General features: G+C 33.0%; 21 protein-coding genes. 13 read left to right on the top strand and 8 right to left on the bottom strand.

Features of this window, described 5'->3' with window-relative positions; genetic code table 11:
- The first annotated feature begins 164 nt into the window (after window positions 1-164).
- From J6L95_RS01555 to J6L95_RS01535, 5 genes are read left to right on the top strand one after another with little or no spacing between them, the layout of a single operon-like run.
- Entirely contained in the window at window positions 165-371 is a 207-nt protein-coding gene (locus J6L95_RS01555) for a hypothetical protein (protein ID WP_287457875.1), read from the top strand.
- On the top strand, window positions 368-1051 hold the full coding sequence (locus J6L95_RS01550) for a hypothetical protein (RefSeq protein ID WP_287457873.1): 684 nt from the start codon (window positions 368-370) through the stop codon (window positions 1049-1051). Before J6L95_RS01555 ends, J6L95_RS01550 begins: the two co-directional genes overlap by 4 nt.
- Window positions 1044-1664, top strand: coding sequence for an ABC transporter ATP-binding protein (locus J6L95_RS01545; RefSeq protein ID WP_287457872.1), 621 nt, complete (start codon window positions 1044-1046; stop codon window positions 1662-1664). Before J6L95_RS01550 ends, J6L95_RS01545 begins: the two co-directional genes overlap by 8 nt.
- Window positions 1661-2269 (top strand): hypothetical protein, encoded by a 609-nt coding sequence (locus tag J6L95_RS01540; RefSeq protein ID WP_287457871.1) that lies wholly within the window; start codon window positions 1661-1663, stop codon window positions 2267-2269. Before J6L95_RS01545 ends, J6L95_RS01540 begins: the two co-directional genes overlap by 4 nt.
- 55 nt (window positions 2270-2324) lie before the next feature.
- Window positions 2325-2663 (top strand): DUF1622 domain-containing protein, encoded by a 339-nt coding sequence (locus J6L95_RS01535; protein ID WP_287457869.1) that lies wholly within the window; start codon window positions 2325-2327, stop codon window positions 2661-2663.
- Window positions 2664-2675: 12 nt separating this feature from the next.
- Here the strand turns inward: J6L95_RS01535 and J6L95_RS01530 are convergent, their stop codons facing one another.
- Window positions 2676-3293: a thymidine kinase gene (locus J6L95_RS01530; protein ID WP_029071409.1), complete on the bottom strand. Its 618-nt coding sequence runs from the start codon at window positions 3291-3293 to the stop codon at window positions 2676-2678.
- Window positions 3294-3354: 61 nt separating this feature from the next.
- The gene (locus J6L95_RS01525) at window positions 3355-3999 is read right to left on the bottom strand and encodes an HAD family hydrolase (protein WP_287457867.1); all 645 of its coding nucleotides are present in this window, start codon (window positions 3997-3999) and stop codon (window positions 3355-3357) included.
- A gap of 145 nt (window positions 4000-4144) precedes the next feature.
- Here J6L95_RS01525 and prfA point away from each other — a divergent pair, with 145 nt between their 5' ends.
- The 8 genes from prfA to hslO all read left to right on the top strand — a co-directional run bounded on the left by prfA (window position 4145) and on the right by hslO (window position 11948).
- Window positions 4145-5221, top strand: coding sequence for a peptide chain release factor 1 (gene prfA / locus J6L95_RS01520; RefSeq protein WP_287457866.1), 1077 nt, complete (start codon window positions 4145-4147; stop codon window positions 5219-5221).
- Entirely contained in the window at window positions 5221-6087 is an 867-nt protein-coding gene (gene prmC / locus J6L95_RS01515; protein WP_029071412.1) for a peptide chain release factor N(5)-glutamine methyltransferase, read from the top strand. The genes prfA and prmC overlap by 1 nt, the downstream gene beginning before the upstream one ends.
- 10 nt (window positions 6088-6097) lie before the next feature.
- A complete protein-coding gene (locus J6L95_RS01510) occupies window positions 6098-6586 on the top strand; it encodes a GNAT family N-acetyltransferase (protein WP_287457865.1) in 489 nt (162 codons plus the stop codon).
- The gene (locus J6L95_RS01505; RefSeq protein ID WP_287457863.1) at window positions 6583-7143 is read left to right on the top strand and encodes an HdeD family acid-resistance protein; all 561 of its coding nucleotides are present in this window, start codon (window positions 6583-6585) and stop codon (window positions 7141-7143) included. The genes J6L95_RS01510 and J6L95_RS01505 overlap by 4 nt, the downstream gene beginning before the upstream one ends.
- Before the next feature lie 29 nt (window positions 7144-7172).
- Window positions 7173-8408: a tRNA lysidine(34) synthetase TilS gene (gene tilS / locus J6L95_RS01500; RefSeq protein WP_287457861.1), complete on the top strand. Its 1236-nt coding sequence runs from the start codon at window positions 7173-7175 to the stop codon at window positions 8406-8408.
- A gap of 22 nt (window positions 8409-8430) precedes the next feature.
- The gene (hpt, locus tag J6L95_RS01495; protein ID WP_029071416.1) at window positions 8431-8967 is read left to right on the top strand and encodes a hypoxanthine phosphoribosyltransferase; all 537 of its coding nucleotides are present in this window, start codon (window positions 8431-8433) and stop codon (window positions 8965-8967) included.
- Window positions 8968-8981: 14 nt separating this feature from the next.
- The gene (gene ftsH / locus J6L95_RS01490) at window positions 8982-10937 is read left to right on the top strand and encodes an ATP-dependent zinc metalloprotease FtsH (protein ID WP_287457858.1); all 1956 of its coding nucleotides are present in this window, start codon (window positions 8982-8984) and stop codon (window positions 10935-10937) included.
- A 138-nt stretch (window positions 10938-11075) separates the two neighbouring features.
- The gene (gene hslO / locus J6L95_RS01485) at window positions 11076-11948 is read left to right on the top strand and encodes an Hsp33 family molecular chaperone HslO (RefSeq protein WP_287457856.1); all 873 of its coding nucleotides are present in this window, start codon (window positions 11076-11078) and stop codon (window positions 11946-11948) included.
- A gap of 201 nt (window positions 11949-12149) precedes the next feature.
- On the opposite strand, the gene J6L95_RS01480 is transcribed toward hslO, so the two are convergent.
- The 6 genes from J6L95_RS01480 to J6L95_RS01455 all read right to left on the bottom strand — a co-directional run bounded on the left by J6L95_RS01480 (window position 12150) and on the right by J6L95_RS01455 (window position 16101).
- Window positions 12150-12884, bottom strand: a complete 735-nt coding sequence (locus J6L95_RS01480; protein ID WP_287457855.1) for a hypothetical protein — start codon at window positions 12882-12884, stop codon at window positions 12150-12152.
- Window positions 12877-13302, bottom strand: coding sequence for a hypothetical protein (locus J6L95_RS01475; protein ID WP_287457854.1), 426 nt, complete (start codon window positions 13300-13302; stop codon window positions 12877-12879). Before J6L95_RS01475 ends, J6L95_RS01480 begins: the two co-directional genes overlap by 8 nt.
- On the bottom strand, window positions 13295-14080 hold the full coding sequence (locus J6L95_RS01470) for a hypothetical protein (RefSeq protein ID WP_287457852.1): 786 nt from the start codon (window positions 14078-14080) through the stop codon (window positions 13295-13297). Before J6L95_RS01470 ends, J6L95_RS01475 begins: the two co-directional genes overlap by 8 nt.
- The gene (locus J6L95_RS01465; protein ID WP_287457851.1) at window positions 14073-14945 is read right to left on the bottom strand and encodes an ABC transporter ATP-binding protein; all 873 of its coding nucleotides are present in this window, start codon (window positions 14943-14945) and stop codon (window positions 14073-14075) included. Before J6L95_RS01465 ends, J6L95_RS01470 begins: the two co-directional genes overlap by 8 nt.
- A gap of 114 nt (window positions 14946-15059) precedes the next feature.
- Window positions 15060-15452, bottom strand: a complete 393-nt coding sequence (locus J6L95_RS01460; RefSeq protein ID WP_287457850.1) for a hypothetical protein — start codon at window positions 15450-15452, stop codon at window positions 15060-15062.
- A gap of 235 nt (window positions 15453-15687) precedes the next feature.
- A complete protein-coding gene (locus tag J6L95_RS01455; RefSeq protein WP_287457848.1) occupies window positions 15688-16101 on the bottom strand; it encodes a helix-turn-helix domain-containing protein in 414 nt (137 codons plus the stop codon).
- Between the last annotated feature and the right edge of the window lie 61 nt (window positions 16102-16162).

Below are 16162 nucleotides of genomic sequence, written 5' to 3'. Positions count from 1 at the left end.
TAAAATGATTCATGGGTATACTCCTTTGTGGTTGTTTTGTTTGCAGAAATCATTCTACAAGGAATATACCTTTTTTGTCTATTGAATAACGTCAGATAAAATTCGACAAAACGAATTTACACAAAAAATTTTACACTATGGCTTTAGCAGTCATTGTGTACAATATGAACTACATAAAAAGTATTATTCTATCACTTGTACTTGCCTTTTTTGCAATCTCTGTATTTGCACCAGGACAGCTTGGTATTATTTGGAATGATTCTTCATGGGGAATTCACTACATTATGGTGAATTGTATGATTTATTGGATCGTTGTTTCAATAATAGCGTTAATTCTCTATTATCTCTGTCCAGAAAAGGAGAGCGTATGAGAAAACGATTTATCTTATATACATTACTTATGATGATTCATATTTTTGTCGTTATTAAAGGACATACCTTGGATGAGGCGGTTGTTTCATGCCTTTATCAAGGGGCAGAACTCTATTGGTATATCCCATATGTTTTAAAATATTTATTGCCTTATATGCTTATAATGATTTTTGCAATAATGGATATACAGACAATGCATGATAATAGACTTTTTATTCGCATGAGAATGAAGAATGAAATAAGCTATCGTTTATATTGCATACGACGAATTATGTCTTTAATTATAAGTGAAGTATTCATCATGATGGGACTTATAATTGTAATTGGAACGATAAAAGGAATGACATTCTCATTGCAAAGTATTCCTTTAGCTACAGTAAATGTTATTTGTGTGGAGCTTATCTTCATGATGATATATGAAATCATCAGAAGATTTGCGGAGGGCTCATTTGTATTATGTGCCAATATCATGATTATGACATTTCTTTGTGCGTGGGGATTCTTTTTAATGTATGGAAAACAATACAGTTTATTAAGTATGAATCCTATGTCATCTCATATGGTATTGAGACTTTCTCAAAAGCCATTTTTTAATATACATTTCACATTATTTTTCATCCTTATCTTAATTATGTATTTGATTTTGATTTGGATGCCTGTGGAGAAAGATTATGATTAAATTAGAAAATATAAGTAAAAAATTTAGATATAATGACATATTGGATCAAGTGAATTGTGAATTCAACGATGGATCCATTTATCTTATTAGAGGGAAGAACGGAACTGGAAAGACAGTGTTATTAAAGCTTCTTTGTGGTCTGAGTAAGCCAACAGAAGGCAAGGTGACATTCTATAATCAAGACCATAAGGCTTATAAGCCTTATATTGGTACAATCATTGAAACACCGATCTTCTGGAAAGATATGACAGGTATGGAATGTCTTACTTTTCTTGCATCAATTAGAAAGATTATTGATAAGGAAACTATTCTTGAAGCCTTGAAGAGAGTAGGACTTTATGATGCTAAAGATATGAGTACAAGAAAATATTCATTAGGAATGAGACAAAGATTAGCTATTGCACAAGCGGTAATGGAAAATCCTGATGTCCTTCTTTTTGATGAACCAACAAATTCATTAGATGACGATGGTGTAGAAATCTTCAAAAAGATTGTTCTTGAAGAAAAAGAAAAAGGAAAAACGATAGTGATTGTTTCTCATAATGTGGAAGATTTACAGGATTTAGCTGATTATACACTTCTATTAAAGAATAGGAATTTGGTGGAAGCATGATGAAGAAATTATTACTTGTTCTTAATGTATTATGTATTCTTGTAATGTGTGGATGGACATATGCTGCAAAGAGGTCTTTCAAGCCAGCTTATACTCTTGGTGATGTCTATAATCGCAATGCCCATGTATCTTTTGATGAAAGTAGTATGACACATAAAAAGACAAGCTATAGTGAGCTTTATGAATCATCTGATTTGATTGTAAAAGGCGCATGCAAGAAAGTAGAAGGCTATCGTCTTGAATCAGTATTAAGAGAATTCCAGGTTTCTAAGCTTTATAAGGGGAGATGTGGAGAGCTTATTGAAGTATATGAACCTTCTACACCTTCAGCATGGCAAAGTTATTTTGTGGAAGACGGCTATTTAAATATGCATGATGGACAGGAATATGTTTTATTCTTGAAGAAATGTAAATATCAAAATAAGTACTACATCAATAAGGGAGCACTTGGAAAGTATACAGATAGGAAGGAAAGTCTTTTTCCATATAAGGATAATAAGGATTATTCCTATAATGATATTAAAGGTAAAGAAGCAGTGATTATATATCAGGATGATTTAAAATTATATAATCAGGTTGTGTCTAAAATATCAAAATGGAAATAGGGATATATATTCTTATTTCTTTTTTTATATTATATAATAAATAAGGGGTGAGCTTATGACTCATTTAATTGCGGATATGCATGAAATATTAGAAATAATTGCGAATATTTCTGTTTTTATGTTGGAACTGTTTGGAACATGTGTACTTGTTTATACTGCTGTCAAGGGATTCTATTATTGGATCAGAAAGAATGAGTCGGTTAGACTCTATTTGGCACAGGGGATTGCCTTATCGTTGACATTTAAGATGGGTGGCGAAGTACTTAGAACAATCATTGCGAGAACATGGAGTGAATTGGGTGTTCTTGGTGCTATCATTGTATTAAGGGGCTTGTTGACATTTTTGATTAATTGGGAAATTAAAGAAGAAAAGAAAGCACTTCGAGAAAATTAAAAGAATCCAGGATTAGTCCTGGATTCTTTTTTTGAATTGATGAAATTTTTGTGGCTTATCAATAACTTCATGACAATGTCTGCATCGTGGTTCATAAGTTTCCTTGGCTCCAACAAGAACAACAGGATCATCAAATGAAGCTGGTTTGCCATTGACAATACGCTGTGTGCGAGTTGCTGGTGCACCGCACTTAGCACATACGGCAGTAAGCTTAGTGACAAATTCTGCTCTTGTTAAAATGTCAGGAATGACACCGAAAGGTTCTCCACGGAAGTCCTTGTCCAATCCTGCTACCATGACTCTAAGTCCGCTATCTGCAAGGTAGTCGCAGACATTGACAACTTCTTCATCAAAGAACTGTACTTCATCGATTGCGACCACATCTGTATCTTCTTCGATATATTCGAGGATATCAGCGGCCTTGTCAACGACAATACAAGGCACATGTGCCCCGGCATGAGAAACGATTTCTGTTTCTGAATAGCGGTTATCAACTTTTGGCTTGAAGACAATGATTTTCTTTTTAGCAAAAGTTAATACGTTAATACGACGAATGAGCTCTTCTGTTTTTCCTGCAAACATGCAGCCACAGATGACTTCTAGCCATCCTTCTCTATACTGATTATACATAACCAAACTCCTTCTTGACTTTCATATTATACTAGAAATAGAGAAAAGGATGAAGAATATTTTATTTTAAAAATTGAATCACTTCATCAAGTGAATCTAGAATATGCGTTGTCTTTTTTGCATAGGACTCTTCTGGATACTTCATATCAGGAATACAGATGACTTTGATTTTGGCATCATAAGCAGATAGTATTCCTGCTTCACTATCTTCTAGGACGATGGCTTCATCAGGGGATACATGGAGTTTTTCACATGATTTTAAGAAAACTTCTGGGTCAGGTTTTCCATGTGTGACTTCATCACCGCAGATGGATGCATCAAAATAGTCTGTTAAGTGGGCATTGGCTAAGATGGAATCGACACGATCTCTTGTTGAGCTGGTTGCAACGATGGTTTTATAGTTATGTTCTTTTAGATAATCAAGTAGGGAAATGAGTCCCTTTTTAATTGGGACACCTTCTTTTTCAAAGCGTTCTGCCATTAGTTGATGAGTAGCTTTGATGACTTCATTAATAGGAAAATCTTCCCCATATTCTTCATAAAAACGAGTTTGAATGCCTGGAATTGGTTTTCCAAGAAGAGAAATATAGAATGATTGACTCATTGTTAATCCCATTTCTTTTAATACTTCCTGATAGCATTCGAATGTGACACGTTCACTATCTATCATTAAACCGTCCATGTCAAAAATAACTGCTTTAATCATTGTTGTTACCTCCTTGTATCATCATAGAACATTTTTAATATGTTTGTCTTATATTTTCTCATTTTAAAAAAATACCGTTTTTTCAAATCATTTTGCACAATGCATAATTATATATTATAATAGGTAAGAATTTGGAGGAGAAGTTATGAACACATTATTAGATAGACTTGAAACAGTCGCAAAAAGATATGATGAATTGACACAAATTCTCATGGATCCAGACATTGCAAATGATGTAAAAAGAATGACTGAAGCATCTAAGGAACAGAGTTCTTTAGAAAAAGCTTATGGCATGTATAAAGAATATAAAAAGCTATTGGATGGAATTGAAGAATCTAAGTTATTGCTTAGTGATAGTGATCCTGATATTAAAGAAATGGCTAAGATGGAATATGAAGAGCTAGAAAAGAAAAGACCAGAACTAGAAGAACGTATTCAGCTTGAATTGATTCCTAAGGATCCAAATGACGGAAAGAACGTTATTATTGAAATCCGTGGTGCTGCAGGTGGAGATGAAGGTAATATCTTCGCTGGAGACTTATTTAGAATGTACTCTAAATATATTGAAAACCAGGGATGGAAGATTGAAATTGAAGAAGCACAGACAAGTGAAGCAGGAGGGTACTCGCTTATTTCCTTTAGTGTAAAAGGTGATAGTGTCTACTCTAAATTAAAATATGAATCAGGTTCACACCGTGTACAGCGTGTACCTAAGACTGAATCACAGGGTCGTGTTCAGACTTCAACAGCAACAGTGCTTGTAATGCCTGAAGCAGAAGAAGTAGATGTACAGATTGAAGCAAAAGATTTAAGAATTGATACTTACAGATCATCTGGTGCCGGAGGGCAGCATATCAATAAGACTGACTCTGCCGTACGTATTACACATATTCCAACAGGAATTGTCGCAACAAGTCAGGATGGTCGTTCTCAGCATGATAACCGTGATAAGGCTATGCAGTCTCTTAGAACACGTGTATATGAACATTTTAGAGAAATTGAAGAATCTAAAGCTGGTGCAGAACGTAAAAGTAAAGTGGGTACAGGAGATCGTGCTGAAAAGATCAGAACTTACAACTACCCACAAAATCGTGTGACTGACCATAGAATTGGGCTTACTATTCAGCAGCTTGATAAGATTATGGAAGGGAAACTTGATGATATCATTGAAGCATTAATCAATGAAGATCAGAAACGTAAATTAGAGGGAGAACAGAACTAGTGCCTACTATTAGAGAATTGATCAAAGAATCAGAAGAAAAACTAGATGCCAATAATAAGGACTGCAATGTTCCAAAGGTACTTTATTATCATGTTTCTAATCTACAGCCACATGAACTTTATCTTAAAATGGATGAAGAAGTCCCAGAAGATATCTATAAGACATACAGTGAATATCTAGAAAGATATCTGAATGGAGAACCTGTACAGTATATCAAAGGAAAAGAATATTTCTTTTCTAGAGAATTCTCAGTAGATGAGAATGTTCTTATTCCTAGATATGAAACAGAAGAATTAGTAGAACAGTTGTTATATCGTATTGATGATTATTTCAAAGATCAAGAAGAAATAGATCTATGTGATGTAGGAACAGGTTCAGGAGCTATTGGTATCTCATTAGATCTAGAAGTACCAAAAGCTAAAGTTGTCGCTACTGATATTAGTGAAGAGGCATTGAAAGTTGCTAAAAAGAATAATGATGATCTAGGTGCAAATGTAACATTCTATGCAGGTGATATGCTTGAACCTTTGATTGATCATCATGTAAAAGTAGATGTCTTTGTATCTAACCCACCTTATATCCCACAAGATCAAAATATTGATCCTATGGTTAAGGATAATGAACCTCACGTAGCCTTATTTGGTGGAGAAGATGGTTTATATTTCTACAGAAAAATCTTTAAGGATGTAAAAAAAGTAATCAAGGATAGAGCTTTATTAGGATTTGAAATGGGCTTTGACCAAAGAGAAATCATGGAAAAAGCTGTTCATGAATATTTTGGAGATACCCCATTTGAAATTATCAAAGATATGAATGGGAAAGATAGAATGTTATTTATCTATCATAATCTAAAAGATGAACATTGAGACAGAGCGATTGATATTAAGAACGCTTCGCTTAGGTGATGAAGTAAGACTTCATGAATATCGCAATAAGAAAGAAGTATCAAAGTTTCAATCATGGACACGCTTTTCGCAAAGAGAAGCGAGAAACCTTGTAACTTATACATTAAATCATCCTTATGAAGGGGAACCTAAGCAGAAGACACAGTTGGCAGTCACTTTAAAAGATGGGACTATGATTGGTGATCTTCATCTAGAAACCGTCAGCAAGACTTGTCTTACTATTGGCTATACATTAGATAGTGTTTATTGGGGAATGGGATATGGCAGAGAAGCTGTTAGAGGCTTGCTTGCTTATATTAAAGAGACTTTTCCTCATAATAAAGTTATTGCTTATATTTACAAAGAAAACGATCGTTCAAGACGTCTTCTGCTTGATTTAGGCTTTGTTAAGTTTGATGAATCCTTCTTCTATCATGATGAAGGATATGTTCTCTACTTAAGGGGAGGTAATAAGAAGTGAAAGAGTATGTAAAAGCATATGAGAAAATGACATTAGTAAATGCGTTTATTATGCTTATTGTTGGTATTATTATGGTCTTATTTCCATTCAAGATGATGAGTCTTCTTATTACCATCATTAGCTGCTTTCTAGTAGCAGATGGTGTCTACCACCTTATTCATTATGCTTTCCTAGATGCCCATTTAAGACCATATTCTAGTGATTTATTGATAGGAGTCTTCTCCATCATCCTAGGATTAGTCATGGGCATTGATCCTATGCATATCATGATGGTACTACCACTTGTATTTGCGATTTGGATTGTGATGAAAGCTCTCGTAAAGATTCAGGTTTCATTTATGTTAGTGGGAACATTAGAAGTCAAATGGGCTTTCTTATTTCTTGAAGCTGTAGTAGAAATACTATTTGCTGGAATCATGATTCTTCATCCATTATCTTCTCTATTAAGCGTTACTATGATAATTGGTATATTATTGATTATTATGGCAATAATAGAAATAATAGAGACACGTCTGGTGATAAAAAGATTAACACAGACAAATGGATGGGGATCTTGATGATTCCCTTTTTTTATTAGGAGGCATGTATGTTAAATAAGACATTATTACATCATGATAGAACCTATATTGTAGGTGTATCAGGAGGATGCGATTCTATGGCTCTTCTTGATTGCTTAAGAAAAGAAGGGTTTCATTGTATTGTAGCTCATGTAAACTATAATCTACGAAATGATACAGATATTGATTACCAGGTTGTTCATGATTACTGTCAAAAATATGGAATAAAGTTTGCTTATAAAGAAGTAGAACATCATGAAGGAAAAGGAAACTTTCAGTCACAGGCGAGAGAAGTGCGCTATCTTTTCTATAAGGACTTACTGCGTCAATATAAAGCGGATGCTGTGGTATTAGGACATCATCATGATGATGTCTTAGAGAATATCTATATGTCATTAAATAGAGGCTCACAGAGCCATTTTATTGGCATCAAGGAAGTAAGTCAGGTGATGGGCATGAAGATCATCAGGCCGTTCTTATCTTGTCGTAAAAAGGATTTAAGAAGATACTGTGAAGAGAAAGGAATCACCTTTCATGATGACTATACTAACTTTGGTGTAGATTTTGAAAGAGATCGTGTACGCAATACGATCTTAAATACTTATAGTGAAGAAGAAAAGGAAGCATTGTATCAAAGAGCACAGGATATTAATTGTAAGCAGAAAGAGAAAGAAGAAGCTATTCAAGGATATCTTGATCTTTATCATAAACAAGGAAAAATTGATTTTCATCTTGTAGAAGATCATTTAATGGATACCTTTCTGTATGCTTTACTTGAAGAATGCATACCTTCTACAATGATCGGTAGATCATTGATAGAAGAAATAAAAAAACAAATAAAGAGTGAAAAACCGAATATACAAATGAATTTACCTATTCATTTTTTGTTCATAAAAGAGTACAATAATATAACTATACAATTACACAGTGCGGTTGAGGAATACTCATATCAAATAAATCAAGGAGAAACTTTTGAATGTGAGTATTTTTCCATTAAGAGCGAAGGGTCATTAAATAGTGGCATTCCTGTAAAAGAAGAGGATTTTCCTTTGACAATCAGGAACATGAAACCAGGCGATCGTATTGTGACTGCAGGTGGGACAAAGAAGGTTTCAAGACTGTTTATTGATGCTAAGATTCCAAAGAATCAAAGGAGAATCTGGCCGGTTGTATTAAATTGTAAAGGGGAAGTTTTATTGGTCCCTGAAATTGCAAAAAGAAAAGGGTATTTGTCTATTAATCCCTATTTTTTTGTGATAAAATGAAGACTTATAGGAGGAATTAATTGTGCATAAGGATTGTAAAGAAATCTTATTTTCAGGTGAAATGATTTCAAAGAGATGTGAAGAATTAGCTGAAGTCATTGAAAAAGATTATAAAGGGAAAAATGTGTTACTTGTAGGTTTATTAAAAGGATCTGTTCCTTTCTTTGCAGAACTTGCTAAACATATTCATCTAGATGTTGAATTTGATTTTATGGACGTAAGTTCTTATGACGGAGTTGAATCAACAGGTAATGTTATTGTGAAAAAAGATATCGATATCGATATTACAGGAAAGAATATCTTAATTATTGAAGATATTCTAGATACTGGTAAAACTCTTCATACTGTAAGAGCCATGTTGCTAGAAAAAGGTGCTGCAAGTGTTGAAATTGCGACTTTATTAAATAAACAGGAAAGAAGAGAATATCCAATCCAGGCAAAATATGTCGGATTTGAAATTCCTAATGCTTTCGTTATTGGATATGGTATGGATTATGATGAAAAATACAGAAACTTGCCATATGTAGGAATTCTTAAAGAAGAGGTTTATGCACAATAGAATAGGAGATACTTATGGGTAAAAACAAGAATTTATTTAAAGCTATTTTACCTTGGTTTGTAGTATTGGTACTATTGGCATCCATTATTCCTGCACTTAATCGTGTGGGTGGATCTGATTCATTGTCATATAGTGAATTTGTATCTGTTGTAGAAAGCAAAGATAAGAAGATTACTAAGATGACTTTGACGCCAGGTACTTACATTGTTAATGTAGAAGGTACTTATACTTCAAAATCAAATGGAAAGACAAAAGAAAACAAATTTAAGACTATTATTCCTAAGACTGAACAGGAAATAGATTCACTTAATCAGAAGATCAAGGATAAATATTCTTCTGCAAAGATTGACTATGAAAACAAAGAAGAAAATTCTATGGTATGGAATTTTATTCTTGGTGTAGTACCATATGTCATTCTTATTGGAGCAATGTATTTTATCTTTAGAAACTTCAGTGGAGCTGCTGGTGGTAATGCGAAAGCATTCGAGTTCGGTAATTCTAGAGCTAAGCTTGAAAAGAACGAAAAGACTCGTTTCACAGATGTAGCTGGTGCTGATGAAGAAAAAGAAGAATTAACTGAATTAGTTGATTTCCTTAAAAATCCTAAGAAATTCGTAGACATGGGTGCTAAGATCCCAAGAGGTGTCCTATTGGTTGGGCCTCCAGGTACAGGTAAAACATTATTGGCAAGAGCAGTTGCCGGTGAAGCCAATGTTCCATTCTACTTTATCTCAGGTTCTGAATTCGTAGAAATGTTCGTCGGTGTTGGTGCTGGACGTGTTAGAGATATGTTCAAGAACGCTAAACAGAATGCACCATGTATTATCTTCATCGATGAAATCGATGCTGTCGGAAGACAGAGAGGTTCTGGTATCGGTGGTGGACACGATGAACGTGAACAGACACTTAACCAGTTATTAGTTGAAATGGATGGTTTTGAAGGTAGTGAAGGTGTTATCATCTTAGCCGCTACAAACCGTGCTGACGTTCTTGATCCAGCCTTATTAAGACCAGGTCGTTTTGACCGTCAGATTATGGTATCAAATCCTGATAAGCGTGCAAGAGCAGCTATCCTTAAGGTGCATGCACGTAATAAGAAGTTTGCACCTGATGTAAACTTTGAAAATATTGCGATGAGAACTCCAGGTTTCTCTGGTGCAGAATTAGCAAACGTATTAAATGAAGCTGCATTATTAGCAGTAAGACAGGGTCATTCAGTTATCACATTGGATGATGTGGATGAATCAATTGACCGTGTTATCGGTGGTCCAGCTAAGCATTCAAGAAAATATACTGAAAAAGAAAGAAAACTTGTCGCTTATCATGAATCTGGACATGCGATTATCGGGTTAACATTGGAAGATGCTAACCAGGTACAGAAAGTTACTATTGTTCCTCGTGGAGAAGCTGGTGGCTATAACTTAATGACACCAAGAGAAGAAACATACTTCCAGACAAAGACTCAGCTTTTAGCTACAATTGCTGGATTTATGGGTGGACGTGTCGCTGAAGAAATCTTCTTCGGAGATATTTCATCCGGTGCTCATAACGATATTGAACAGGCAACACGAATTGCTCGTATGATGGTTACTGAATTAGGTATGTCTGAATTAGGACCAATCAAATACGATAGTGGACAGGATGCGGTCTTCCTAGGAAGAGATTATTCTCGTTTAAGCAATACCCATTCAAGTCAGATTGCCTTTGAAATTGATCAGCAGGTAAGAAAGATTATTGAAGATGCTCATAAACAAGCAACTGATATTATCAATGCACAAAAAGATAAGCTTGAACTTATCGCTAATGCATTGCTTGAAAATGAAACATTAAATGCTGAACAGATTACAGCACTTTATGAAACAGGAAAAATGCCTGAAACATTTGATGATGATAATACTGAAGAAGTAGAAGAACCAGTAAAAGAAACACCTGTTTCTATAGATGATGATCTACTAGATGAAATGAAATAAAGCGCTATGCGCTTTATTTTCTTATCGGGGGAAACAAATGAAAAGACGTTATATAACGCTGATCGTAATCACTCTCTTAGTAGCATGTATGATAATTCCGCTCATACAGATGATTGCGATCTAGATGAGGAGAATAACATGAAAGATTATTTAGTTAGAGGTTTAGTCAACAAAAGAAATACACGTGTCTTTGCCTGTACGACAAAGAACTTAGTTAATGAAGCAAGAGAACATCATGATTTATGGCCATGTGCAAGTGCTGCACTTGGTAGAACTATGTCAGCTACATTAATGATGGGGGCTATGAATAAAAGCAATGATAAATTAACAGTCACTATCAATGGTGGTGGACCTATCGGTACAGTACTTACTACTACAAACTGTGATGGAAAAATCAAAGGCTTCGTCGGTGACCCTCATGTTCACTATACATACAATGACTCAGGAAAACTTGCGGTTGGCGTATGTGTCGGTAACCAGGGATCATTACAGGTCATCAGAGATATGGGACTAAAAGAACCAGTTACAAGTAATGTTCCATTACAGACTGGTGAAATCGGAGATGATTTCGCATACTTCTTTATGGCATCAGAACAGGTACCATCAGTTGTATCAGTTGGTGTACTTGTAGATGACGATAACACTGTATTATCAAGTGGAGGATTCATTCTTCAGCTTCTACCAGAAGCTACTGAAGAAGATATCTCTTATCTTGAAGAAAAAATGAAAAACTTCCCAGCTGTTTCAGAATTATTGAACGAAGGGAAAACACCAGAAGAGATTCTAGAAATGATCTTCGGTGATGAACTAGAAATCTTAGCTTCACAGGATCTTTCTTTTGAATGTGATTGTTCAAAAGAAAAATTTGAACAGGCTATGATCACTTTACCAAGTGATCAGCTAGAAGCCATGATTCATGAAGATCATGGTGCTGAAGTAAAATGTCAGTTCTGTGGTAAGACTTATCAGTTTAATGAAGAAGATCTTCAGACAATCTTAGATCAGAAATAAGAAAAAGAGCACATTACGATCGTAATGTGCTCTCTGTTTTTAAAAGAAGAGGAGGCAGTTTGATGGGAATGCGATGGTTTCATTAATTAAGGTAAATGGACTATGAAAATGATGGTGTGGTCGTATCTCAATTAAGTCTCCTCATAGCTACATTATAGTACCTGAAAAGAAAACGCATACATTATTTTCATATTCGGAAATTTATTTATTAGGATAGGCATTTTTTAGATAGAAGATGATTATGGCTATAATGGTAACAAGCAATACTGACAGGTAGATTAGACTTGAAGAGAAAGAATGAAAAGATGATTGTACTATACCGTAAGGAAGATTATCTTCATTAAAAATAACGTGGAGAATACTTTTTTGATTCCATAATATTCCTGATGGAAAATAGAGATATTGTTCTATATAGAAATAGGCGGAACAGATAATAAAACTCATTGCAGGACTTCTCAACAGCAATGATATCAGAAAAGATAAGGTTCCCCAGAATATCCATATAAAAAGAATAATTAAGAATCTAGGAATGGAATAGTATAAATAAAAACCTGTACTGCTATTATTTATGAGATCAAGAAATGCGCCTAATAAAGACATGAATAGTAGTATTGCTATGAAAAACTTGATCATTGCAGTAAACTGCGTTTTTATCCATGTTTTTAATGACTGTGCAACAAGTTTATAATCAAGCATACCTGTACTTCTTTCATAGCCACCCATAAAAGCACCTGTTAGTATGGGAATAAATATTCCTACAATAAAACATATAATCATAGCAATAAATGAGTAGTACCCACCAGGGGTAATAATCATTAGACTTGGTGTATCATTAAAGAGCTCATAACCTAATAGGATAAATGTACCTATAATCAAATAAAGATTGTACTTATTACGTATTAAAACAAGTAAACTTGCTTTCTCTTCTTTAGTCATTGATCTGAATCTCCACTGTCCCTTTTGTGTCTTTTACAAGTTTATATTTTAATACATATTCACCTTGTTTATATTTCTGATCAAAAGAACTTGTTTCTTTCTTTTTGATTATCTTCGAAAAAAGAATTTTTCCATTTTTATTTTCTAATAGAAGTTCAAAATCTTTATTTAAAGTATTATTAGCAATACTTAAAGATTTACTGTGACCTTCCTGAATCTTAAACGTCTGTGTATAAGTTCCCTTATCACTATAATCTAAAGTTGAATTAATAGAACTGATATATTCTCCGTTTTTATCGCTATATTCGATTGTTTCATTAGATTCATTGGATGATACAAGTTTTTGTTTTCCCATCATAAAAGCAACTGTGGCAATTAATATAACACTGATAACTGTATATAATACTTTTTTATTCATTTGTAATTTCCTTTCTTTTTATGATATTAATAATCACCATAATCATTATTGTAAGAATAATAAGCCATATGCATAATCCTGTTTTAAACTGAAATGAATTAGGAAATTTGATTTGGTAGTTCTTTAAATGCCTTAATTGATTTGTTAGAGGCATAAGCGCTTGAGAAAGATAGAAGATACCATCACATCTTGTCCAAAAATCAATAATCTGATGTGGAAAAAAGTTTGAGAAAAATTCTAGCATAGAGATGATGACTGTGAATAATAAAAAATCATTAAGAATAAATCTTAGCAGCATTCCTAGTAACATACTACCAATAGATATAAGCCAGACAAATACTATTTGATGAAGAGCGAGAGCTATATCCAACGAGAATTGATGGAAAATGATTAATGATATCATAAAAGGAATAATAAAAGATAAGAATGATATGATTAAAAGTAAGATCATCCCTAATATAATCTTTCCTATTATTATTCTTATTCTCCCTGTATTCTTAATAAAGAATTCTTGTCTATTGTTAATAAATTCTATATCAATAACATGATAGCCATAGATGAGACAAAAAACTCTTCTTAATACTGTAACAAAAAAGAATAAACCATATAGTCCAGCTTTTCCACTTTCCTCAAGTAAAACCTGATGAGATTCACTATCTGCTAAACAGGTAGACCAAATAATCATAAATGATAATAAAATCAAAACGGCCACAGATAACCCTATAATAATTCGGTCATGTTTCTGCTTTATATGCTCAGCTTTTAATAGCTTAATCATGTTCAATCACACTTTCTAAGAAGATATCTTCAAGACTTTCATGTTCTTTATCTATATCTTCTACAGGAAGATTATTCTCAATAATAAATCGAGAAATATCTAATAGCTTCTTATCAGAGTAAACTGTAAGTTTATGATCTTCTTGTTTAATAATAGAAAAATGACTTTCAATAAGAGACAAATCTTTTTCATTAATATCTTCATAAAAAGTAAGAATATATTCATTATGAAGTTCACTTTTCCAGTCTTCATCTTTGACAATATGACCATCTACAAGAATATAGTAGTGATCAATAAGTGTTTCTAGAACATTAAGAGAATGACTACATACTAAAATAGTAATGCCTTTCTTTTTCATTTGTAATAGAAAATCCTTAAGCCATAGAACACTATTCACATCCATCCCATTAGTTGGTTCATCTAGAATCAATAGATCAACAGGTTTACACATTGTAGCCATTGCCAACTGTAATCTTCTTTTCATTCCTAATGAAAGATTTTTAGCTCGTGTACGTGAGGGAAGATTAACTTTTTCAAGAATTTCCTTTATTTTTTCTTCTGATACTTCATTTCCTGCGCTTAAAGCAGTAACCTGAATATTATCATGTACACTTAAATGATCATAAAGTGCTATATTCTCAGGCATATACCCAATTGATGGATTGCCATTGATTTCAATTTTCCCTTCAGATGAAGCAATAAGACCTAAAATAATCCTAAACAATGTAGATTTTCCTGCTCCATTTTTACCAAATATTCCACAAAATTCACCTTCATGAATTTTAATATTGATATTTTCAAGAGCAACCTTATCTTTAAAGCTTTTCTTTAAATTATGCGATTCAATAATATAGTGTTCTTTCACAACATCCTCCTTAAAAAATTTAAAAAAGGATATAGTTATTTTTCTAACAACTATATCCTTTTTTCATTATTTAAACTTATTAGTAAAAGATATAATATAGAGAATATGAATCAATTATGGTTTTACAGTTTTATTAAGTTCAATATCATAACTTTGGATATTTAGTTTGACCCACTGAGTGTTTAGTCCATAGTAGAAATGTGAATTATTACGAAGTTTAGAAGATTTTGCACCTTTGTGTACCCATTTAGCAGATTTTTTCTTACAACTCCAACCAATATAATGTGTTGAATTAACAGCTCTTGCATTTGTCCAGTTTACAATTTTTTTCTTAGAAACCTTGTAATCTCCTCTAACTCCAATAGTAAATACTTTGAGTCCTACAATTGATTTATAAGTACGATAAGCAGATGCAGTTCTAAATGATGCAGCAGAAGTAGTTTGAGCAGAAAGTAATAAAGTAAGAACAAAAATAAAACTAAATACTACTAATTTGTTTCTTTTCATAATTTCCTTCTAAATTTTTTGAATTAATTGCGCATGCGAATCTAAGTGAATATTCATATGTTTATATTAACAATCTATATAGTTATTACAAGTATTTCTTTAAAAGAAACAAAAAAACAGATACAATGTAAAATATATGTTTATATATCAATATAAAATAAATATTTTTAATTAAAATGTTACTTATCATCTAATTTGTTAATTATTTACAAAAATGAAGATTCTTAAAACTAATTTAAACTCTATACAAAATATCGCTACAAAGTATTATGATTTTATCAATGAGTTTAACACCATATTTATTGGTAAATGAAATCGTAATAAGGATTCCAGCTGCTACTAAAATCTGTGTGAAAATATTAAGTGTTTCGAATTGTTTCTTAGTCGCAAGAATTTGTAAGGCGGATTGTTCACCCTGTCTTGTCTTCTCTTCTGTAGTTAATCTTTTGGCATAAAGTAATTCGGATACCTGTATATCCAATATTTTACATAATGGTTCATAAAGAGATAGATCCATCATGGTCTTTCCGTTTTCCCATCTCGATATTGATTTATTTGTAACACCTAATTGTTCAGCTAACTGTGCTTGTGTTAAGTTCTTTTCTTTTCTACATTGGGCAATAAATTTACCAATCTCTTCTTGTTTCATAATATAGACCTCCTATCTACGATTATAGTACAAGTAAATATAATAAAATGGTAGGACAGAA

This window comes from Kandleria sp. (assembly GCF_017934775.1).
Lineage (GTDB): Bacteria > Bacillota_I > Bacilli_A > Erysipelotrichales > Coprobacillaceae > Kandleria > Kandleria vitulina.
Note: the sequence above shows the minus strand (reverse complement) of the source record. Positions and strands in the feature narration are given on the sequence as shown.